General features: G+C 47.8%; 17 protein-coding genes. 12 read left to right on the plus strand and 5 right to left on the minus strand.

Features of this window, described 5'->3' with window-relative positions:
- Window positions 1-107: 107 nt before the first annotated feature.
- A complete protein-coding gene (locus DWX00_RS10930) occupies window positions 108-1,475 on the plus strand; it encodes an MATE family efflux transporter (RefSeq protein ID WP_117804492.1) in 1,368 nt (455 codons plus the stop codon).
- A gap of 128 nt (window positions 1,476-1,603) precedes the next feature.
- Here DWX00_RS10930 and DWX00_RS20315 read toward each other — a convergent pair whose 3' ends face one another.
- Window positions 1,604-1,738 carry a hypothetical protein gene (locus DWX00_RS20315; protein ID WP_264466111.1) on the minus strand — a complete coding sequence of 45 codons (135 nt, stop codon included), beginning with the start codon at window positions 1,736-1,738 and terminating at the stop codon, window positions 1,604-1,606.
- 187 nt (window positions 1,739-1,925) lie between these two features.
- Between DWX00_RS20315 and DWX00_RS10940 the strand changes: the two genes are divergently transcribed.
- Complete coding sequence (locus tag DWX00_RS10940) at window positions 1,926-2,534, plus strand: nucleoside recognition protein (RefSeq protein WP_118595221.1); 609 nt, start codon at window positions 1,926-1,928, stop codon at window positions 2,532-2,534.
- Window positions 2,535-2,543: 9 nt separating this feature from the next.
- On the opposite strand, the gene DWX00_RS10945 is transcribed toward DWX00_RS10940, so the two are convergent.
- Window positions 2,544-3,776, minus strand: coding sequence for an aminopeptidase (locus DWX00_RS10945; RefSeq protein WP_118595222.1), 1,233 nt, complete (start codon window positions 3,774-3,776; stop codon window positions 2,544-2,546).
- A gap of 203 nt (window positions 3,777-3,979) precedes the next feature.
- Window positions 3,980-4,696, minus strand: a complete 717-nt coding sequence (locus DWX00_RS10950; protein ID WP_055226022.1) for a histidine phosphatase family protein — start codon at window positions 4,694-4,696, stop codon at window positions 3,980-3,982.
- 247 nt (window positions 4,697-4,943) lie between these two features.
- On the opposite strand from DWX00_RS10950, the gene DWX00_RS19635 reads away from it, so the two are divergent.
- The 4 genes from DWX00_RS19635 (at window position 4,944) to DWX00_RS10965 (ending at window position 11,478) form a co-directional block, all read left to right on the plus strand.
- Window positions 4,944-5,099, plus strand: coding sequence for a hypothetical protein (locus DWX00_RS19635; protein WP_158578803.1), 156 nt, complete (start codon window positions 4,944-4,946; stop codon window positions 5,097-5,099).
- A gap of 105 nt (window positions 5,100-5,204) precedes the next feature.
- Window positions 5,205-5,909 (plus strand): ABC transporter ATP-binding protein, encoded by a 705-nt coding sequence (locus DWX00_RS10955; protein WP_118595223.1) that lies wholly within the window; start codon window positions 5,205-5,207, stop codon window positions 5,907-5,909.
- A 7-nt stretch (window positions 5,910-5,916) separates the two neighbouring features.
- A complete protein-coding gene (locus DWX00_RS10960) occupies window positions 5,917-10,182 on the plus strand; it encodes an FtsX-like permease family protein (protein ID WP_117762076.1) in 4,266 nt (1,421 codons plus the stop codon).
- 183 nt (window positions 10,183-10,365) lie between these two features.
- Window positions 10,366-11,478: a Gfo/Idh/MocA family protein gene (locus DWX00_RS10965; protein WP_117762075.1), complete on the plus strand. Its 1,113-nt coding sequence runs from the start codon at window positions 10,366-10,368 to the stop codon at window positions 11,476-11,478.
- A 1-nt stretch (window position 11,479) separates the two neighbouring features.
- Here the strand turns inward: DWX00_RS10965 and DWX00_RS10970 are convergent, their stop codons facing one another.
- Window positions 11,480-12,352 (minus strand): AraC family transcriptional regulator, encoded by an 873-nt coding sequence (locus tag DWX00_RS10970; protein ID WP_118595224.1) that lies wholly within the window; start codon window positions 12,350-12,352, stop codon window positions 11,480-11,482.
- Between the two features lie 245 nt (window positions 12,353-12,597).
- Here DWX00_RS10970 and DWX00_RS10975 point away from each other — a divergent pair, with 245 nt between their 5' ends.
- Window positions 12,598-14,622, plus strand: coding sequence for a right-handed parallel beta-helix repeat-containing protein (locus tag DWX00_RS10975; protein WP_118595225.1), 2,025 nt, complete (start codon window positions 12,598-12,600; stop codon window positions 14,620-14,622).
- Between the two features lie 125 nt (window positions 14,623-14,747).
- Window positions 14,748-16,736: a right-handed parallel beta-helix repeat-containing protein gene (locus DWX00_RS10980; RefSeq protein WP_117762073.1), complete on the plus strand. Its 1,989-nt coding sequence runs from the start codon at window positions 14,748-14,750 to the stop codon at window positions 16,734-16,736.
- A gap of 86 nt (window positions 16,737-16,822) precedes the next feature.
- Here DWX00_RS10980 and DWX00_RS10985 read toward each other — a convergent pair whose 3' ends face one another.
- The gene (locus DWX00_RS10985) at window positions 16,823-18,019 is read right to left on the minus strand and encodes a cation:proton antiporter (RefSeq protein WP_117804484.1); all 1,197 of its coding nucleotides are present in this window, start codon (window positions 18,017-18,019) and stop codon (window positions 16,823-16,825) included.
- 254 nt (window positions 18,020-18,273) lie between these two features.
- On the opposite strand from DWX00_RS10985, the gene DWX00_RS10990 reads away from it, so the two are divergent.
- The 4 genes from DWX00_RS10990 (at window position 18,274) to DWX00_RS11010 (ending at window position 23,314) form a co-directional block, all read left to right on the plus strand.
- Window positions 18,274-20,112, plus strand: a complete 1,839-nt coding sequence (locus DWX00_RS10990) for a six-hairpin glycosidase (protein WP_118595226.1) — start codon at window positions 18,274-18,276, stop codon at window positions 20,110-20,112.
- A gap of 290 nt (window positions 20,113-20,402) precedes the next feature.
- Window positions 20,403-21,332 carry a calcium/sodium antiporter gene (locus tag DWX00_RS10995; RefSeq protein WP_022461243.1) on the plus strand — a complete coding sequence of 310 codons (930 nt, stop codon included), beginning with the start codon at window positions 20,403-20,405 and terminating at the stop codon, window positions 21,330-21,332.
- Between the two features lie 372 nt (window positions 21,333-21,704).
- Window positions 21,705-22,070 (plus strand): BlaI/MecI/CopY family transcriptional regulator, encoded by a 366-nt coding sequence (locus DWX00_RS11005; RefSeq protein ID WP_022461242.1) that lies wholly within the window; start codon window positions 21,705-21,707, stop codon window positions 22,068-22,070.
- 29 nt (window positions 22,071-22,099) lie between these two features.
- Complete coding sequence (locus DWX00_RS11010; protein WP_022461241.1) at window positions 22,100-23,314, plus strand: M56 family metallopeptidase; 1,215 nt, start codon at window positions 22,100-22,102, stop codon at window positions 23,312-23,314.
- Window positions 23,315-23,416: the final 102 nt, after the last annotated feature.

Raw genomic sequence — 23,416 nt, forward strand, 5'->3', positions numbered from 1 at the left:
TGTATTATTGTATTTTTTTATGGTTTTGGGTATTTTATCTGCCCGGTAATTCCTCTCTTCTGATATAATGGTAACAATGCATTATACTTAGAGGGAGGAATTTTTTTATGTCACAGACACAAACCCGGCGGAGTTCTCAGGTCGATCTGCTTCACGGCCCGATCCTGAAATCTCTGCTGCTTTTTGCCCTGCCGATCATGGCGTCCCGCGTGTTTCAGCAGATTTACAACACGATGGATACCCTGATCGTCGGCTATACACTCGGCGACTCATCGATTGCGGCGATGGGTGCCTGCTCGTCGATCTATGAGATGATGACCGGATTTACGTTCGGCGTCGGAAACGGTCTTGCGATCGTCACGGCGCGCTGCTTTGGACGGCAGGAGACGGACCGGATGAAAAAATCGGTCGCATCCTGTATCGTCATCGGCGTTGCCGTGACACTGGTAGTTACCATTCTGGCAACGATCTTCATGCATCCGCTGCTGCGCCTGCTGAAAACACCGGCGGAGATTCTTGAGGAATCCTACAGCTATATTTCGATTCTCTCGATTTTCCTGTTCGTCATGTTCGCCTACAACCTGTGCTCCGGCCTGCTGCGGGCGATCGGCAACAGCTTCATGCCGCTTGTGTTCCTGATCTTTTCATCGCTGGTGAACATCGTGCTCGATCTGCTGTTTATCCGCACCTTCGGCATGGGTGTCCGGGGTGCCGCGATTGCAACCGTCATTGCACAGGGCATTTCCGTTGTGCTCTGCCTGATTTATATTGTTACGAAAGCGAAAATCCTGCTTCCGGAAAAACGCCACTTCGCGCTGGACCGCGGACTGTACGCAGATCTGCTGGCGCAGGGATTTTCGATGGGATTTATGAGCAGCATCATTTATGTTGGTTCGATCGTTCTGCAGCCGGGCATCAACAGCCTCGGATATGAAACTATCGCCGGACATACCGCTGCGAGAAAGCTGTTTTCGTTCTCCATGATGCCGCTTTCCTCCATGGCGCAGGCCGTCAACACCTACGTTGCACAGAACCGCGGCGCAGACAACTGGGAGCGCGTGCGGAAAGGCATCCGTTACGCTTACATTTTCTGCTTCAGCGTAACCGCGTGCCTGATTGTAATCGTCACCCCGCTTGCACCAACCATGGTACACCTGATCTCTGGTTCATCCGACCCGACCGTCCTCGGAAACGGAGCCCGCTACCTCCGCGTAGCCATCCCGTTTTTCTTCGCCCTTGGTCTTGTCAACTGCAGCCGTCTGGCACTGCAGGCACTCGGAGAGAAAATTCTGCCGTTGCTGTCGAGCTTTATTGAGCTGTTTGGAAAGATTATCTTTGCCATGGTATTTATTCCACGCTACCACTACAGCGCCGTAATCTGGTGCGAACCGATCATCTGGTGCTTCATGGCTGCGGAGCTTGTGATTTCACTGTATCGAAACCCTTATATGAGAAAAGGGAAGACAGGAAACTGATTTTTAAATGAAAAAATTACCGGCCAATGCACGGAAAAATCTGTGTGTTGACCGGTAATTATATATCACATTATATTATTCATAGCAGGCACTGAATGCAGGTCTCATTTCTTCTATTTGTCTGCGTGTCAGTCTATAATCTGCAGCAATCCGCTCTCAGTTTTGCTTTTTCTTGTAAGCAGATTCAGATCCTGAAGCTGCTTGCCCATGGTTTTTAATATTTCTTCTGTTCCTGGAAGTATATTATATGCTGCTTTCTTCATTTTAAAACACCACCCTTATAATGTTTATTATTATATACGTATAAAACTAAAATATCAATTTTAGAAAGCATTATAAAACGACGGCATAATAAAAATTTGTGGGATTATGGTGTATACTTGAGTTTCGAATCATGGAAAATATAAAGTCAGCATATTTTTATAAAGATCTTTTTAGTCAGGTGATGCAATGAACATTCTATGGAGTTCCATGCTGCTTCTCGGAATCGCATATGGCGCGCTGCAGGGACGGATGCCGGAGGTGACGGATGGGGTGATTCAGGCTTCGAGGGAGGCGGTGGTGCTGGCGGTTTCGCTGGTTGGGGTGACGGGGTTCTGGGCAGGGCTGATGGAGATTGCGAAGAAGGCGGGAGTGATTGACGGGCTGGTGAAACGAATGGGGCCGGTGATGCGGTTTTTGTTTCCGGAAGTGCCGGAAGATCACTCTGTGATGCGCTCGGCGGGGATGAATATGATCTGTAATGTGTTCGGACTCGGCGCGGCTGCGACGCCGCCGGGGCTTGCGGCGATGGAGCGGTTTGAGGAGCTGGAGGAAGAGCGGCGGAAAATGAAAAACCCGGCCGCAGTTCCAGAAGGAACCGCAAACCGGGAAATGTGTACGTTTTTGATTTTAAATATTTCTTCTCTGCAGCTCATCCCCGTCAACATCATTGCGTACCGCAGTCAGTACGGCAGCGTCCACCCAACAGCAATTGTCGGACCGGCGCTTGCTGCGACGGCTGCGAGTACGATTGCGGCGGTGGTGTTTTGCAAAGTGATGGAAAGAATGGGGCGATGATTATTCAGATTACTCAACCCAGGTGCCGTTTACAAAGACATCGGTCTCGCTTCCGTCTTCGTGAATACCCACGATATGCAGGTCATCCGATCCAACCATAAAGTCAACGTGGATCAGGGAATCGTTGATACCTTTTGCGAGGATTTCTTCATCACTCATATCCATAAATCCGTCCAGCACCTCGGAAAAGCCGGCGCCGGCGGCAACGTGGCAGCATGCGTTCTCGTCGAACAGAGTGTTAAAGAACATCAGTCCGGACTGGTTGATCGGGGACTCCTTCGGGACGAGTGCAACCTCGCCGAGCATCGCGGCGCCCTCATCCATCGCGAACATTTTTTTCAGAACCTTTTCGCCCTGTTCTGCGTGGCAGTCGACAACCTTTCCGTCCTTAAAATCAACGGTAAAGTTGTTGATAACCTGGCCGGACCAGCTTAACGGTTTGGTGGAAACGAGGCGGCCTTCACATTTGCCGCGCATCGGGCTGGTGAAAACTTCTTCGGTCGGCATATTCGGGACATAGAAGGTATTGTTCATATGGTTGATATCGCCAGCGCCGCTCCACTTTGCGCCCGGAATCAGTTCAACTGTGAAATCGGTGCCGTTTTTGCTGGTATAATGCAGTTTGCGGAACGCCTGTTCATTCAGCCAGTTGGCTTTTTGGGTCATGCGGTCACAGTGTGCCTGCCAGATTTTCTCGACATCTTCGCCTTCTTTTAAATACAGGCAATCAAAAATAGCATTCCACAGATTCTCAACCGCAATATCCTCCGGCTCGCCCGGGAATACTTTTTTGGCCCATGCCGGTGACGGAGCGGCAACGATCAGCCACTGATGTTTTCCGTCGAGCTGATCGCGGTATTTTTTCGTTACTTTCCCGCGCATCTGACGGACGGTAGAGAGCAGATCGGCAGAGATGCCGGCAAGCTCATCCGGATCGGAAGAGTCAATGAAAATGCGGACCGGAAGATCTACGGTCATCTGTTTGAGGCGCTCCTCCTCCCAGTTCTGAACCGTACCGAGTGTTTCGGCTGTGGCGTACTGATAACTCAGCTTGTTAATCGGACCACACTCCCAGATCAGCTCAACATAGCTTGCACCGGCTTTGTAACACTCTTCCGTGACCATGGTAGCAAGCAGAACCTGATCCACACCGGCCTGCAGACGGACACGCTGTCCTTTCTGTACATTTGCGCCGATTTTTACGATCAGCTTTGCGTATTCTCTTAATTTTGCTTCATTCATGATAAAAATCTCCCTTTTTGTAAAGTTTGTTTCAACTCACAGTCGGTATTTTCACGGAGTCTGACATGTCGAAAATAGTTCGACTGTGACTTGCTTCATGTCAGTGGAGGATACCGATTTCTCTCCGCCCGCCACTGCCGTTATGTTTCTTTTAACAATTCATCCCACCGCTTTAGAAGCGAGGGACTTCTTGTCTACGGATGTTAAAATTGGAATGGATCGTTAAACGCTCCATAATACGAAACCGGTTCGCCCGCAGAAAGCAGGTGATGGACATCGCCGACGGTCTGGCAGCGGAAGTACACTTCGCCTGGTTTGCGCTCTTCCGTTCCGACGATCGTGACGGAAGTCGGCGCCAGGAACAGGCCCTGCCAGAGCTGCACCGGCGTTGTGTTGAGCAGATGGGACAGCGCGACGCAGGTAACGCCGAGATGGCAGAAGCAGACGATGACAGCTTCGCGGTTCGTTTCATCTGAAGCGTGGTAGCGGTAGCCGTCGCGTACATAACCGTAGCGAGCAAGCAGCGCATCGAGTCCGTCCGTTACGACACGATAATTTTCATCCATGTTTCCGGTTTTCATGATCGGGTTCTGTGTCCAGAGATCATGATCATAGAGATCCCGGTTCGCATCGAGCACATCCGGCAGAAAATCCCACGGAATCCGGCGTTTTCCGGTCTCCGGATCAAGGACAGGCGCATCAAATTCCCGCAGCCACGGAAGAATTTCGGCCTCGCGGCCCGCATTTTTCAGCGTAAAAGAAGCCGTATCCTTCGCGCGTCCGAGCGGCGAGCAGTAAAAATCGGTGACGTTCCATTTCGCCGTGCGCTTCGAAAGCAGCTCAGCCTCACGCCAGCCCTTTTCAGTCAGCGAATCAATCTCATAATTCGGTTCGCCGTGGCGGATAAAGATAATTTTCATAAGAATTCCTTTCTTCGTATGCCACAAATCGTTTGGTTTATGCATCGAAAAGTCAATTTCAGTTCCGAAAAATCTGCGGCAGAGCACAGAACATTCAGAATTGATGTCACTTAGCTTAGTGTATCATAAATTGTCAAACTTGTGTGAGTTTCTGTGGAAAAAGATGCGGCAAATTGGAAGAGGCGTTCGCACGTCTGGTAGGCGGCCTGGGAGGAGTGGTTAAGATTTGAGAGGAGAGTGACAGAGGATGATGCGTTCTGGAAATATTTTTGAACGGGAAGGCAGCAGAGGGCATGGCTGCGATGGAGATGGCACAGAGATTACAGGAGGTGGTGATTATTCTGGTTGGGATAAGATGTATGATCAGGGCAGTATTGAAATAAAGGGGAGATGCCATTTATAAAAAAACAGTAAATTCGTCCACTTAGGACTAGCCGCCGCGGCTGTAGATTGATACAATAAAAGAAATAGGAAATATCGATTTTTTGCATAGGAGGAACACGGCGGCATGGCGGGATATGTGAGTCTTCAGGATGTAACAAAGACCTATCAAATGGGTGAGATTACCATCAAGGCTGCGGATGGGATCAGCTTTGATGTGGAAAAGGGTGAGTTTGTGATTGTTGTTGGACCGAGCGGTGCGGGTAAGACGACGGTGCTGAATATTTTAGGCGGAATGGACACAGCGACTTCAGGAAAGGTGTTGGTGGACGGGGCGGAGATCAGTAAGTACCGCGGCAAGAAGCTGATCCAGTACCGGCGGGAGGATATTGGATTTGTTTTTCAGTTTTATAATCTGATGCAGAACCTGACGGCGCTCGAGAATGTGGAGCTGGCGATGCAGATTTGTAAGCATCCGCTGGATGCGTCGGAGGTGCTTGCGGAGGTTGGGCTGGAAGAGAGAATGAATAACTTCCCGGCGCAGCTTTCGGGCGGAGAGCAGCAGCGTGTGGCGATTGCGCGTGCGCTGGCGAAGAATCCGAAACTGCTGCTCTGCGATGAGCCGACCGGCGCGCTCGATTATGTGACGGGAAAAGCGATCTTAAAGCTGCTGCAGGATACCTGCCGGGAGAAGGGGATGACGGTCATTGTCATCACTCACAACTCGGCGCTGACACCGATGGCGGACCGCGTGATTAAAATCCGAAACGGAAAAGTGGCGGGCATGAAAACAAATGAGAACCCGACGCCGGTGGAAGAGATAGAATGGTAGGTGGACGATGAGAGCATTTCGAAAAGACTTTATCCGGGAAATCACAAAGAACAAGGGGCGGTTTCTGTCAGTCTTTTTCATCGTGCTTCTTGGCGCGGCGTTTTTCTCGGGCATTCGGTCGGCGGAAGGAGATATGAAGGTTTCGGCGGACCGGTATTATGATGAAGTAAATTATATGGATTTGAAAGTTCTTGGAACGCTGGGGCTGACAGACGATGATCTGGCGGATATCGCGAAGACGGATGGCGTGAAAGCGGTCTACGGCGGAAAAACGGTGGAAGTGCTGCATGACATCGGCGAGAGCGAGCAGGTTGTGAAGCTGATTGCGCTGACGGACGGTGTGAATGAGCCGCGCGTGGTCGAGGGACGGATGCCGGAGAAAGAGGATGAAATTCTTGTTGATACGCAGTTTCTGAAAAGTTCCGGCTGTGAGATCGGAGATCAGGTAACGTTCACTTCCGGAACGGAGGATCCGCTCTCAGATTCGCTGACCGGGGACACGTTTACGATTGTTGGTTCGGCGACACTCCCTTATTATATGGATCTGAACCGGGGAACGGGCTCGATTGGAAACGGAAGCATCAACAGTTTTGCACTGCTGCTTCCGGAGACATTTACCTCGGATCTCTATACAGAGATTTACGTCCAGGCGGACGGCGCACAGGAAGAGGCGAGCTACAGCGATGCGTATGATGAGACGGTGAAGGCTGTACAGACGAAGATTGAAGCGCTCGAGGATGCGGCGTGCGACCGGCGGTATACGGCAGTCAAAACCGAAGGACAGGAAAAGATTGATGATGCAAAACAGCAGGTCGCTGATGCAGAGCAGAAATTAGCGGACGCAAAAACAGAGCTGGATGACGGTGCACAGCAGCTTGCCGACGCGAAAGTGACGATTGCGGACAAAGAGCAGGAACTTCTCGACGGCGAACAGACGTTAAAGGACAAAGAACAGGAGCTTCTTGACGGAAAGCAGACGATTGCTGAGAAAGAACAGGAACTCCTTGACGGAAAACAGACCATTGCAGACAAAGAGCAGGAACTTCTCAGTGCGAAAGCAACCATCGCCGATAAAGAGCAGGAACTGGCATCCGGCAAGGCAACGCTGAAAGATAAAGAGGCGGAACTTGCGAGCGGAAAAGCGACGCTGGAAGCAAAGGCGGCAGAGCTGGAAAGCGGAAAAGCGGAGCTGAATCAGAAAGCCGATGAACTTGCAAGTGGAAAAACCACACTTGAGGCAAAAGCGAAAGAACTTTCCGACGGAAAAGCACAGCTTGCAGAGAAAGAAACAGAACTGGCATCCGGCAAAAAAGAGTTAGAGGAAAAAATGACGCAGCTTTCGGTGGCAAAAACCGAACTGACTCGGAAGCAGACGGAGCTGAATACTGCAAAAGAGCAGCTTTCCAAAAAAGAAACGGAATTGAATATTGCAAAGGAACAGCTTTCCGCTGCACGCGAGGAACTGGACAACAAGAAAGCAGAAACCGCTGCAGGACGCACACAGTATGAAGCGCAGAAGGCAGCGTATGAAGAACAGAAGAGTCAGTATGAGACAGCCAGGGATCAGTTAGCCCAGATTTCCAGGCAGCTTCCGATGGTGGAGGCTGCGCAGACAGAAGTGACTGGTCAGATCGAGGTGATTGAGGCTCAGCTTGACGGACTGACAGAGGAAGATGAAGCATATGTATCCCTGTTGGAACAGAAAACTGCGCTGGAAGCAAAACAGACAGAGTTAGCACAGCAGCTTTTCACGATGCAGGAGCAGAAAACATTTCTGGAACAAAACATCGCAGCGTTTGAAGCAGCAAGCGCTGATGCGGAAGCCCGGCTTGCGGCTGCAGAAGCTCAGATTACCGACGCAGAAAGTCAGCTTGCCGCTGCAGATGCACAATTAACAGAAAAAGAGCAGGAATGCGCCGCAGGCGAGGCACAGATTGCTTCTGCAAAAGAAGAACTGGAAAGCGGCGAAGCTCAGATTACAGAGGCTCTTGCCCAGCTTCAGGATGGAGAAGCACAGGCAGAAGCTTATCAGAAACAGATTGAGGATGGCGAAGCCCAGCTTGCATCCGCCAAAGCAGCGATTGCCGACGGAGAAGCTCAGATTGAGACGAACCGCAGTAAATTAAAAGACGGAGAAACTCAGCTTGCGGCTGCCAGAGCCCAGCTTGCTGATGGGGAACAGCAGATTGCATCGTACCGACAGACGATTCAGTCGGGTGAGGCCCAGCTTGCCGCTGCAAAGCAGACAATTTCCAGTGGAGAAAGTCAGCTCGCCGACGCGAAACAGACGATCGCCGATGGCGAAACCCAGTTAGCAGAAGCAAAGCAGACGATCGCCGATGGAGAAAGTCAGCTCGCCGAAGCCAAGCAGACGATTGCCGACGGAGAAACCCAGCTTGCCGACGCGAAACAGGAAATCGCCAACGGAAAAATCTCCCTTGCGGATGCGAAACAGGAAATTGCCGATAAAGAAAAGGAACTTGAGGACGGCAAAGCCGAATATGAAAAAGCAAAAGCCGACGCCGAACCAGAAATCGCGGATGCGAAGCAGGAAATTGCGGACGGTGAGAAAACACTCGCAGACCTGAAAAAACCAACGTGGTACGTCTGGGGACGGAATAAGGTAACGTCAACTGAGAGCTTCGGTCAGGATGCCGGCCGTATCTCGAATATCGGAAAATTCTTCCCGGTTATCTTCTTCCTCGTGGCTGCTCTCGTCAGCCTGACGACGATGACACGAATGATCGAGGAACAGCGTCAGCAGATCGGAACGTTAAAAGCCCTCGGCTATTCCGACGGCGTGATCGCCTTTAAATATTTCGCATACGCGATGCTCTCCACCGTATCCGGCGCTCTCGCGGGCGTGGTGGTTGGAGAAAAAATCCTGCCCTGGGTTATTATGAATGCCTACGGCATGCTGTATACCGGACTCCCGTATTACATGACCCCGCTGAACTGGGAGCAGGGAGGCCTTGCGATTCTGGCGAGTGCAGCCTGCACCGGCGTGGCGACGATCGCGGCATGCTACAAAGAACTCGCCGCAGGTCCGGCAGAGCTGATGCGGCCGGAAGCACCGAAAAACGGCAAACGGATTTTCCTGGAACGCATCGGCGTACTCTGGAAACATCTGAACTTTACGCAGAAATCAACCGTGCGGAATCTGGTGCGGTATAAAAAACGATTCTTCATGACCGTTATCGGAATCGGCGGATGCATGGGTCTGATCCTCGTCGGTTTCGGCCTTCAGGATTCCATCACCGCGATTGCGAAAAACCAGTTCGTCAGCCTCTTCACCTATCAGGCGAATGCTGTGCTGAATTCAGATGTGGATGAATCCGAAAAAGAAGCATTGCAGACCGATCTGGAAAACTACAGCGGCATCGATGAGCTGCTGGAAATGTACTGCCAGAACATCGAACTGCAGACCGACAAAAAGACCGTGGATGCAGTGCTTGAAGTGCCGAAAGAACTGACGAATTTCAATGACTTCTATGCCTTCCGAGACCGGAAAAGCGGAGAAGTTTACGAATTCCCGACCGACGGCGGCGCAGCCATCAGCGAAAAGACAGCAACGATGCTCGGCGTAAAAGCAGGCGACACGGTTCAGCTGAAAAAAGGCGATGATATTGTGGACGTAAAGATTTCGATCATCGTCGAAAACTACGTGCGCCATTACCTGTATTTGGCCCCGGATCTCTACGAGGAGCTGTTCGGCGGAGCGCCGGACTACAACCAGCTTCTGATGAAATATCAGGACATGTCGGGCAATTATGAGACAGCACTCGGAGAAAAAATCATGACGTACGACGGTGTAGCGGCAATCTCGTTCACATCCGACCTGATTGATCAGATTGACAACATGCTTCGTTCCCTCGACATCGTCATCGTGGTGCTGATCGTATCGGCGGGCCTGTTGGCGTTTGTGGTGCTGTACAACCTGAACAACATCAACATCACCGAACGACAGAGAGAGCTGGCAACGCTGAAAGTGCTCGGCTTCTTCGACGGCGAGGTGGCATCGTACGTGTACCGGGAAAACATGGTGCTGACACTGTTCGGCGTTATCGCGGGCATGGGAATTGGAACGTTTTTACATCATTGCGTAATTCAGACCGTCGAGGTCGATATGATGATGTTCGGACGAAACGTGTTCCCGCGGAGCTACGGCTGGAGCGCCCTGATTACCCTGGCGTTTGCTCTGTTCGTCAATTTTATGATGTTCTACCGGTTAAGAAAAATTGATATGATTGAATCGCTGAAAAGCGTGGAGTAAACAACAGAAAAAGGCCGTCCGCGGTGATGCAGAGAATCTGCAGAAACCGTGGGTGGTTTTTTCATTTTGAAAGTGAAATATGAGCCGGAATGCTTGTTTTTTCAGACATTTCGTTGTATAAAAAAAATAAGGGTTTTTATTAGAACAGAATCAAAAAACAAAGAGTAAAGGGGATTTTTACAAATGGGAACAACAGAAACGAAAAAAATGAGAGTCGGCGTTGTCGGCTGCGGAGCGATCAGTGATATTTATCTGACGAACATGATTCATAACTTTGAGAATCTTGAGGTAGCAGCATGCTGCGCAGGCCATCTTGAACATGCGAAAAAGAAAGCAGAGCAGTATGGCATCAAGGGCTGTACCTACGAGGAAATTCTGGCAGATCCGTCGATTGAAATGGTAGTCATTCTGACACCGGCACCGACCCACGAGGGGCTGATCCGTCAGGCACTGGAAGCCGGAAAACACGTTTACACTGAAAAAACAATGACCCTCGCACCGGAAACGGCAGCGAAACTGATCGAGCTGGCAGAGGAGAAACATCTCTATCTCGGTTCCGCACCGGACACCTTCCTTGGATCGGCACTGCAGACCGCAAGAAAAGCGATCGACGACGGGCTGATCGGCGAGGTGACATCTTTCGAAGCATGCGCAAACCGCGATCTTGATTTGCTGGCGAGCATCTTCCGTTTTCTGCGGATGCCGGGCGGCGGTATCTGCTACGATTTCGGTGTTTATTATCTGACGGCAATTGTGAGTCTTTTTGGTCCGGTGGATCGCGTTGTATCGTCCGTGCGAAACCTTGCGGCGAAGCGTGTGAACATCATTCCGGGCAGCCCGGAATACGGACAGGAATTTGACTATACAAACGAAAGTCAGGTCTTTACCATTCTGGAAATGAAAAACGGTGTGACCGGTACATTCTGCGTCAATGGTGACAGCGTCATCAATGATCAGGCGGTATTCACCATTTACGGTAAAAAAGGTATCTTAAAGCTTGTTGATCCGAACAATTTCGGCGGCGATGTTGTCTATATTCCGGGTGTAAAAGACTGGACACAGCAGACTGTTCCGGAAGTTTTACATTATGGCTTTGATTACAGCGAAAACAGCCGTGGTCTTGGCCCGTCTGAGATGGCAGAAGCAATTGCCGAGGGCAGACCAAACCGTGCGAGTGCCAAAATGGCATATCACGTACTCGATACGATCGATCAGATTATGAAGAGTGCGGAAACGGGTGCATTTGAGAAGGTTCCATCCACCTGCGAAAGACCAGAGGCCATGCCGAATTCATAGCCTATTTCTGATAGGATTGCAGGTACATCTGACGGAAGTCGGTAGGGCTTACATTTTTTGATTTCAAAAAGACTCTGTTAAACGTAGAAATACTGTTAAAACCGGATTCGAGCGACACTTCGGTGATCGTGAGATCCGGTTTTTTTAACAGGTTTTCGGCGATATGGAGCCGTTCCCTGGTGACGAAATCCGTGAAGGAGAGGCCGGTGTATGCGCGGAACAGCTTGGAAAAATGGCAGCGGGAGAATCCGGCGACTTTTGATGCTTCTTCCAGGGAAACCGGTTCGGTGCAGTGACTTGAGATCCAGGTACATGCAGCAACCATCTGGCGGTGTACCTGTGCGGAATGGCCTGTTTTTTGCGGTGCGGCAGTTTCGGTCGGCACGGAGAGATTTTCGCCGAGCAGAATAAAAAACTGATATAGCAGAACGCATCCGCGCAGTTCAGAAAAACTGATACCGGAGAGGGAGAGCCTGCGAAGCTCTGTCAGAAATCCGCGAAGCTTTTCGATTTCCGGGAAGTTGTTCTGATTCAGAAGACGGATCTGATAAAAAAGATAAGCAACAGACTGGAAATCCACGCGTTTTTCCAGAAAATCTGCATCGAGCTGAAGCATGATCAGGCGATGTTCTCTGTTGGTTGTGGAAACAGCGTGCAGCTCGCCGGGCCAGATAAAAAGAAGATCACCGGGCTTTAGCGGAAAGGTTTCTCCATTTACTTCATAGATAATGCCGTTATCCTGTGCAAGCACAATTTCGATATAGTGATGCCAGTGCAGACCGAAATAGGCGGGGACATGCGAAATAGAGATATCGTAAACATAGCTGTTAGCAAAATGATTGTTTTCGAAAAAAGAAGTCGAATCGTTTTTCATGGCAAAAGAATCCTCCGTATCTGATAAACGGTATTATACAACAGAAGAGAGAAAAAATATAGAAAAAATCGAAACATCTGGGCAATGATCGGCAATATATAAGTAGTGTTTTACGAGGATCTGTATTATGGTTAAGATATGAAAATTGTGAAGAACGGCAGAAATCGGAAAAAGAGTGATGTGATTTTGGCGAAAATTCACAATAAAAGTTTATGAAAAGTGAAGAAGTGAGAGGTAAGCGAAAAATGCAGATTTATGTAGATGGAAATGCTGTGCGAAGCGGAAATGGGCAGAAGGAATATCCATTTCAGACGATTTCTGAGGCGGCAAAAATTGCAATGCCCGGCGACGAGGTGCTTGTAGCGCTTGGCGTATATCGGGAATATGTAGATCCGGCGAATGCGGGATGTGAGGATGCAAGAATTGTGTACCGTTCTGTGGAACCGGGAAAAGCTGTGATTACCGGTGCGGAAATTGTGGATAACTGGGAGCATTTGGAAGGTGATGTGTGGACAGCGCGCGTTTCGAACGGATTGTTTGGGGATTACAATCCATATACGACACTGGTCAGCGGTGACTGGTTTATCGCATCCTACACGGCACACACCGGAGAAGTGTATCTGAATGGAAAATCCATGTATGAGGTGACAAGTCTGGATCAGGTGAAAAAGCCGGAGATCTATAAAAAATCCTGGGATCAGGCATTCACGGTTTACACCTGGTATGTGGAGCAGGACGAAGAAAAAAATGAGACCGTTTTCTATGTGAATTTTCAGGGAAAAAATCCGAACGAAGAAACCGTAGAAATCAATGTACGTGAGAATTGCTTTTATCCATCGAAGGAGGGCATCGGTTATATCACGCTGTCCGGCTTTGTTGTAAAACAGGCGGCAACTCAGTGGGCTCCGCCGACGGCATATCAGGAAGGAATGGTCGGCCCGCACTGGTCAAAGGGATGGATCATCGAGGATTGTGAGATTTCAGATTCGAAGTGCTCGGGCATTTCACTTGGAAAATACAGACAGCCGAACAATGACAATAAATGGCTCAAATGGAAATTCAAAGATGGTACACAGACGGAGCGTGACTGTATCTGCCAGGCGCAGCGAGAGGGATGGACGAAGGAAAACATCGGAAGCCACATCATCCGCCGGTGCAACATCCACGACTGTGGACAGACGGGTATTGTAGGCCATTTAGGCGGTGTGTTCTCGATTATTGAGGATAACCACATTCACCATATCAATAATAAACAGAACCTTGCGGGTGCGGAGATCGGCGGCATCAAGATGCATGCGGCGATCGATGTGATCATTCGAAGAAACCATTTCCATCACTGTACGAGAGGCCTCTGGCTCGACTGGCAGGCACAGGGCACACGTGTTACGCAGAACCTGTTCCATGACAATACGCTGCCGAACGAGGAGAATGCAAATCCGGAGGGGATGGACGGCATCGGCGAGGATATCTTTATTGAAATTTCCCACGGACCGACGCTGGTGGACAATAACGTACTGCTTTCGGACCGCGCTATAAAGCTGGCAACACAGGGTGTTGCGGTAGTACATAACCTGATCGCGGGATCGTTTACTGCTGTCGGCCGCGGTGTCAACAATGGCTCCGAAAAGCTGCCGTCGCCACGCTACACACCGTACCATGTGCCGCATCGCACGGAGATCAACGGATTTATGACGGTTCTTCACGGTGACTGCCGGTTCTACAATAATATCTTCATCCAGAAGCCGGTTCGTGCGGGAATGGAAGAAATCCGTAAACTGACCGGAGATAATGAGTGGGATGACGGAAATCTGACAGCAGGAACCGCACCGTACAGCGGATATCCGACGCTGGAGGAGTACGTGGCAAGATTTGAGGGCTACTGCGGAATGGGCTCCGGAAAGTCGCCGGATCTGTATTACGAGAAGCTGCCGGTATGGCTTGGCGGAAACGTTTACTTCAATGGGGCGAAGCCGGCGGAGCAGGAACAGGACGCTGTAGTGGATACCGAGCATGAAATCACCATCGGTGTAAAAGAAGAGAACGGAAAATGGAAACTGGAGACCAATGTTTACGATTATCTGCCGCAGAATGCCTGTGCAGTGATCTCAACGGAGACGCTTGGCATGGCATTTGAGCCGGAACAGAAATATGAGAATCCGGATGGAACGCCGATCGTGTTCCGATATGACTACTTCGGAAACCGTCAGGGCATTCATCCGCTGCCGGGCCCGTTTGCATCAAAAGAGGCTGCGGAAGAAGCATTATCATAAAGAAATTCTATAGACCCGCAAAAAAATAGCGTAAAAAATTCAGAGCCGCAGAGAGTGAATGATTGCGTCACAGCCTTTTTTGCAGTGTTTTCAGGTTTTACTATAACAAAAAGGAGTATAGAGAAATGATTTACTATGTCAATAATTCCGCTCCGAAGAATGGAAACGGAACAAAAGAGATGCCGTTCAAGTTCATCAACGATGCGGCAAAAATTGCAAAGGCAGGAGATGAAGTTCTGGTTGCACCTGGTATTTACCATGAATATGTTGATCCGGTCAACGGAGGAACCGAGGATGCAAGAATCGTCTATAAGAGTGAGAAGCCGCTCGGCGCAAAGATCACCGGTGCGGAAACGATGAATGACTGGGAGCATTACAAAGATAATGTGTGGGTATGCCGTGTAGACAACGGAGTGTTTGGCAATTATAACCCATACACGACAATGGTCGGCGGTGACTGGTATTTTGCACCGGTGGTACGCCATACCGGCGCGGTTTATCTGAATGACCGCCAGTTATACGAGGCAGAGACGCTCGAGGAGTGTATCAAGGGCGAGGTTTATGCGCCGTCCTGGGAGCCGGAGTGGTCGGTTTACAAATGGTATACCGAGCAGGACAAAGAGAAAAATCAGACGGTCATCTACGCAAACTTCCAGGGTAAAAACCCGACGGAGGAAAAAGTAGAAATCAACGTGCGCCGGAACTGCTTTATGCCGTCGAAAACAGGCGTAAATTACATTACGTTCAGTGGATTTGATGTCAGCAAGGCGGCAACGACATGGGCGCCGCCGGCTGCTTATCAGGACGGTATGATCGGTCCGCACTGGTCGAAGGGATGGATTATTGAGGACTGTGAGGTCAGCAACAGCAAGTGCTGCGGTATTTCGCTCGGAAAATATTACGATCCGGAGAACGACCATTACTTTACCAGAAAACACGTAAAAAGCCCGACCCAGATGGAGCGTGATGCTGTGTGCCGCGGCCAGTATCATGGATGGACGAAGGAGAACATCGGAAGCCATATCATCCGCCGCTGCCACATCCATCACTGTGAGCAGACCGGTATTGTCGGACGGATGGGCGGTGTGTTCAGTATCATTGAGGACAACCACATTCACAACATCAACAATATGCAGCAGCTTGGCGGAGCCGAGATTTCCGGTATCAAGATGCATGCAGCGATCGATGTTGTGATGAGAAGAAATCACATTCATCATTGTACGATGGGCATCTGGTGCGACTGGGAGGCACAGGGAACACGCCTGACCCAGAACCTGCTGCACGACAACTGCCCGCCGGAGGGAACACCAAAGGCAGAGGGCGCAATGATGAGTCAGGATATTTTCATCGAGGTTGGCCATGGTCCGACACTGATCGATAACAACATTATGCTCTCACCGGTCAGCGTTCGTATGGCGACCGATGGTATTGCCTGCGTACACAATCTGATGCTTGGCTCATTAACTGCAGTTGGCGGCGGAACAGGAGACCGTTACACGCCGTATCACATCCGTCACCGTACCGAGGTTGCCGGATTCATGACATTCCTGCATGGCGATGACCGGTTCTACAACAACATTTTTATCCAGAATTACCCGGTTGAGGAAACAGAAACGGTTGAGGACATGGGCTTCAAGATGGAGGATAACCAGGAGGTCGGAACGCATGTGTTCGACGAGTATCCGACCTATGACGAGTGGATCAGCCACTTTGAGCTGGACAAACCGGCCGACATGAGCAAGCTGGAGCCGTATCACAATAAATGCCATCTGCCGGTTTGGGTAAATGGAAACGCTTACTTTAACGGAGCAAAGGCGTGTGTGAATGAAAAAGAGAATCTTATGGATAACGAGAACCAGGTTAAGGTGGAACTTGTGGAAAAAGACGGCCACTATTCCATCAAGACGAACGTGTATGAGTTCCTGAAGGATTTCCGGACGGGAATTATCAACAGTGATATTTTAGGATACGCCTTCGAGCCGGAGCAGAGATTCGAAGATCCGGACGGAAGCACGATTATCTTCGATCAGGACTATCTTGGCGAGCACCGCGGCGTGGCAGCAATGCCGGGACCGTTTGCGGATGGAGCTGAGGCAGAGAAGATTCTGTGGTAGAAAAAATCAGAACTTACCGGTTGATACGAAAAAAACAGGGCGCTGTGCAGGAAATGGCACAGCGCCCTGTTTTGGTAAAAGGAAAGTCAGGATGCCTTTGCAGAATCTTTTGCCGTCGGCATTTTCGCGTATAAGATTTTTAGTATAATCGGTGTTGCAACACTCGAGAAGAGAATCAGCAGAATCACGGCACTGAAGAAATCGCCGGATAAAAAGCCTGCATTCAGACCCTTTTGCGCGACGATCAGACAGACTTCACCGCGGGTCATCATACCGACACCGATTTTCAGGCTGTCGCCCCAGGTAAAGCCGCATCCCTTTGACATCAGGCCACAGCCGATAATTTTTGCGACAAGGCCGACGATGACGAAACAGATGGCAAAGAGTACGAATTTCTCGTTCATGCCGCTGAGCGTTGTTTTGAGTCCGATACTTGCAAAGAAAATCGGTCCGAAAATCATATAGGAGCTGATATCCATTTTTTCTTCGATGTAATCGGAAGAATCGAGGGAACACAGGATAACGCCCGCAACGTATGCACCGGTAATATCGGCGATGCCGAAATATTTTTCGGAAATGTAGGACAGTCCGAAGCAGAGTGCAAGACCCAGAATCGGGAGACGGCGGGTGTGCGGAAATACGGAGTTCATGCGGTTGAACAGCTTAAAGCAGAGAAAACCGAGCACAATCGCAAGGGCAAAAAACAGAATGGTGGAGGCTGCTACTTTCAGCGGATTGGATGTCGGATCCTTAAAACCGATGACAACAGTCAGCACAATGATACCAATGACATCATCAATGATAGCTGCGTTTAAGACGGTTGTTCCAACCTCTGTTTTCAGTTTGCCGAGTTCTTTTAAGGCCTGTACGGTGATGCTGACCGATGTTGCAGTCAGAATAACACCGATAAAAACAGCGTGGTAAAATTCTTCCGTTCCGACAGCAGAGAAGCCATAAAAGCTCATGTATAAGACGGCTCCAAGAACCAGAGGAACAAAAACACCGGCACAGGCGATCAGCAGGGATTTCACTCCGGTGCGGAGCAGATCCTTCAGGCTGGTGCCAAGACCTGCGGAGAACATCAGCAAAATGACACCGATCTCCGCCATCTGTGCGAGAAAGTCAGACTGCTGAACGAGTCCCAGCACACTGGGTCCAAGGACAATACCGGCAATCAGCTCGCCCACAACCTGCGGAGCCTTGCATTTTCTGGCAAGAATACCAAACAATTTTGCGAATACGATAATGATTGCCAGGTCTTTTAAAATGACATACGTATCCATGAAAAAGATACCCCCTTTTATGAAGTTTATGTATGTGTCGGCAGCTTGAAAGAGCAATGCCGGAGTTTGATACGCATACATTTTCAGTATAGCAAAAATTGAGAAAAAATACTATCGGCAAGAAAGAAAAAATAAAGTAAAACGAAAAAAGAGATATAGAAAAGAGCATGTAGATATAGTATGATCAAAGCAGCAAATAAATTTTACATGGAGTTCAAAAAGCGGGATCAAAAAAACGAAAGGGGAAATAAAAAATGAGAGTTGGGAACGTGAAAGAAATTGTATTTTCCAAAGATCCAAAACAGATGAACTGGCTGCGGGAGGATTTCCCATACGCCGAGGTGAAATGCCCGCCGGAGTTTTCGGCTGAGGTGCAGAATGAGAAAGACGGAGATGTGCTGACAACGAAGATTGTGGTTTCTTACAACGGTGCGCATCCGTATTTTACAAATGCCGGAAGTATTGGGGTTTCATTTCCGTTGCAGGACCGCTACACGGACAGTGTGACCTGCCGTGACTATCGGTGCCATGCACATGTTTTCTGTGGGGAGAATACCAGTTATATCATGGCGCTCCGCATGGGTGGTGCGGCTCCGCATCTGGGAATGGTGCTCACAAAAGGCAGTCTTTCTGCTTACAGCGTGGAGCGCGATCTGAAACTGCAGAGTAATGACAGAGGCTGCTTCTGGCTGCACCCGTCCGCACAGGAATTTGCACCGGGAGACACGATGACGCTGGAGTGGAAAGTATTTCCGCATCAGGGACGTGAAGATTTCCGGGAGAAATTAAGAGCATTTTCCCAGGTGATTCTGGTGGATGCGGAGCAGTATGTGATTTATCCGGGAGAGACGAGTAAGGTAACCATTGAACCGACATTTCCGGCGGAAAAAGTGACGGTAAACGGAGTATCGCTGGAAAAGACGGAAAAAGGTGTTTATGAATATCTGTTTGAAAATGAAAAAACAGGGGAGTATGTACTTTCAATTTGTGCCGATGAGGTGAAAACTATTTGCCGTCTTCTCGTACAGGAGCGGCCGGAAACACTGGCTGCAAAACGGTGTGCGTTTATTGTCGATCACCAGCAGTATCATGGAAAGATCAAAGAACTGCAGGGTGCCTATCTGCCGTATGATAACGAAGAAAAAATTCTCGTCTGCACGCCGGAAAACGATTTCAATGCCGGACGGGAGCGTACCGGTATGGGTGTGCTGATTGCACGGGCACTGCAGCAGAATCTTTTAAAAGACCGGGAAAAAGCGGAGCAAAGCCTTCGTGAGTACCATGCATTCTATCTTCGCGAGCTGGTAAATGTAGCAACAGGTCTTGTTTGCAACTGTTCCGGAAAGGACAACAGCTATTTTCGGCTTTACAACTACCCATGGGCAGTGACATTCTTTCTTGAATGCTGGAAGCTGTGGGGAGAAAAAGAAAATCTGAAGACAGCAGTTCGTATCACAGAAAAATTTTATGAACAGGATGGATTCCGTTTTTATCCGATTGAAATGCCGATTGTGATGCTCTGCCAAGAGCTGGAAAAAGCAGGAGAACAGGAGGATCTGAAAACAGTAAGAGATCTGTTCCGACGTCATGCTGATCAACTGATTGAGATTGGAACGGCTTATCCGGCTTCGGAAGTAAATTACGAACAATCGATCGTACAGCCGGCGGCCGAAGTCATTCTTCAGGTTTACGAAGTGACCGGGGAAGAAAAATACCTGCGCGGAGCCGAGCAGCAGATCGCCGTCCTCGAACTCTTCGACGGCCAGCAGCCGGACTACCATCTGCATGAAACTGCAATCCGCCATTGGGACGGCTACTGGTTCGGAAAACGCAGAGTCTTCGGAGATACTTTCCCGCACTACTGGAGTGCAGAAAACGGTCGAACCTTCAAGCGCTACGCTCGCCTGACCGGAAACGAAGAATATAATATTCGCGGTGAGCATTCCCTGCGCGGCGTGCTGTCCATGTTCTTTGAGGATGGAACAGCGACCTGTGCGTACGTGTATCCGTATTCCGTCAACGGCCAGAAAACCGATTTTGCCGATCCGTATGCCAATGACCAGGACTGGGGTCTGTGCATGAATCTGGAATAAAACCAGAACCGGACAAAGGAGTTGTGAGAATCAAAAGTGGCTGTAAAACATTTCCAGGAGCTGAGAAACAAAAAAACGTTGACGAAAAAAAAGAAATTTGATAAACTGGAAAAATAAAAGGGAGTAGCTAGCCAACCGTGTTCACTTCTTCGTCAGTACAGCTATTGATATTCAATAACTCGGAAAGTGATTAAATAGCGAGACTTTTACTGTAGATGCAGTAGGAGTCTCTTTTTTTATGCCTATAACACCTGCTGCAAAGAATGCAAAAGAAAGAGAGGAAGATACGTATGATGTTACAGGCAGGGATTTTGATAGTGGGTTTCCTTTTTCTGGTAAAAGGAGCAGACTGGTTTGTGGAAGGGTCTGCAAGCATAGCAAGAAAGTTTGGAATTCCCCAGCTGATTATCGGACTTACCATTGTTGCAATGGGAACGAGTATGCCGGAGGCTGCTGTGAGTATTACTGCAGCGATGCAGCAGAACGCAGGAATTACGATAGGAAATGTGGTTGGAAGTAATATCTTGAATATTTTTATTATTCTCGGACTTACGGCATTGATAACAAATGTGGCAATACAAAGGTCTACCTTGTTTTATGAAATACCGTTTATGATGTTTGTTACGGTAGTTTTAATGATATGCGGAATGACAGGAGGAAAAGTAACGTTTGCCGAGGGCATAGTCTTATGGGTACTGTTTCTTGTATATCTTGGATATTTATTTGTAATGTCAAAAAAAGGGGAAAATCCGGAAGAGGAGGAAGCGAAAAATTATCCTGTCTGGAAATGTCTTCTTTTGATGGTGGCAGGCGGCGTCCTGGTTGTAAAAGGAAGTGATTTTGCCGTCAGCGGGGCAACCGAGATTGCACGATACTTTGGAATGAGTGAGCGTTTTATCGGACTGACGATTGTTGCTCTCGGAACATCTCTTCCAGAGCTGGTAACATCTGTGACAGCGGCAAAAAGAGGAAATGCAGGGATTGCAATCGGAAATATTGTCGGAAGCAATATTTTTAACATTTTATTTGTAATTGGAACAGCCGCACTGATCTGTCCTGTGCCATTTGAAACTAAATTTATTGTAGACACAGGAATCGCAATTCTGGCAGGTCTGGTTTTATGGATTGGGACGTACAAGAACAGGGAATTACGGAAAACGTGTGGTGTCGTTATGCTTTTATGCTATGCAGGATATTTTGCATATTTATGTGTGGTATAGGATGAACCATTTTTGATGAAACCATTATTTAAGCACCGACCATTTGGCCGGTGCTTTTGAAGTGCATTCAAAGCTATGCGAAACGGAAGAAAAAATCAAGAATCATGCTAGAATCTAGTACATCGTTTTGTAAATAACTATACCAATCACGCAGGATGCAGATTCGAGTGTGCAGGTATAAAAATGTAGGCGTAGCGGGCTACGCCGAGGCTTTTATGCCTGTGCAATCAGATTTGCAGACAAGTGAGTGGTATAGTTATTTCGAAAACGATGTACTAGCTTCGGAAGGCGGAAAACAGTCCCAAAAAGTGCAACAATTTTCTGGAAAATATGCTATAATCTGATCAAAGTAGAGAAAAGCGGAGAGTAGAAATGAAAAAATTACCAGAATCAGAACAGGAAATTATGATGATTATATGGGAATATGAGGAACCTGTCAGTCGATTTCAAGTTGAAGAAAAGTTGAATGTAGAGAAAAATGTTGCACCGAGTACCATTTTAACATTGCTTACTCGTTTGGAAAAAAAAGGATTTATTCAAAAAGTGAGGAACGGGAAATCAAATCTTTATGTACCATTAGTAGAAAAAGAAAATTATATAGGCACGGTTGGAAAAAACATGTTAGATAAAATGTTTCAAGGGTCATTAGCAAAATTCGCATCGGCACTGTATGATGGAGAAAAACTTAGCTCAAAAGAGGTTAAGCAATTGCAGGAATTTATTGACAGACAAAAATAGAAAAAGTGGTGTAGAGGATATAGTTACAGATGGCATTTATCATAAAGTGGAATCTTTCAATAGGCATAGTCGCATTTATGGCATATGTTGTACAAAAAATAATGGGGAAAAGGCTCGGTCATTACTGGAGAAAGATAGTCTGGATACTTCTGACACTTAAAATGTGCTTTCCATTTTGGAGTGTGACAGAGAAATTTCGGCAACATCCTTTTATGATTTCTATGCCGGCATATTATATCGGGGAACAAAATCAAAAGACCGCGATCATGACGAAAATGGGAAACGTTTCAATTCGAAGGTGGATGTCAGGCGAAAAATTTTTGCTGTATATATGGATTGCAGGGATGATTTTATGTCTTTTGTTTCACGCAATACAATATAGAATATGGAAAAAAAGAATATTTGCAGAATGTAAAAAGATGCAAAAAAATTCCGTATTAGAAGCTCTAAAAAAAGCAAGCGAAGTTTGTAAAATAAAAAAAACAGAAATATGGGTCTGTGAAAATCAAGATTTTTATTCTCCTATGTTGTTTGGTGTACGAAATACAAAAGTATTGATTCCACAAGAAATGCTGGAAACGGAAAATTACTCCTATGAAGAATGGTATTTGATTTTTTTACATGAATTGACACATCAGAAAAAACACGATTTATGGTATAAAAGGTTTCTTCAAATTATAAGGGATGTTTATTGGTTTTGTATCCCAATGCTGTGGGTGCAAAAAATGGCAAATATAGATATCGAATGTGTCTGTGATGAGACTGTTACAAAACATATGAATCTGACGCAACGGAAAGATTATTGCAATGTTATTTTAAAAGTGGCTTCAAAACAAACGAAAAAAGAATTGTCTGGAGTTGTTTCAATGGTATCAGAAACAGAGATACTGAAAGAACGATTTTACAATGTGTTTTTAGCAAGAAAAAAACTTCGAATATACGTCACTGTTTTTCTTTTTGGAATAATTATTTTGAGTTTTTCGGAAATGCAAATAGCGCGACAAATATGGTCATCATCGCATATAGAAAATTGTCCCAAATGCAAAGCTGCGGTACAAGGAGAAGTGGTTTGGAATGCATGGGAAAATGAAAAAAATGTAGTATGTACACATCAATATGCATGGGGAGATGACTTACAGAAAGCCAGATATGGAGTAGAAAAAATCAGGTGTAATGAATGTGGAAATTTTTTTGAGATAAAGATCAGGCAAGAAAAAATAGTCTGCCATGGGTATAATGATTAATTAGACAAATGTAGAAAAAAGATTGACAAAAAGTAGGAAGTATGGTATTTTTTGTTATACAAATGTAGAACGTACGTTGACAGGTATAATAAATTTTTAAGG

This window comes from Blautia sp. AF17-9LB, assembly GCF_003479185.1.
GTDB lineage: Bacteria > Bacillota > Clostridia > Lachnospirales > Lachnospiraceae > Fusicatenibacter > Fusicatenibacter saccharivorans.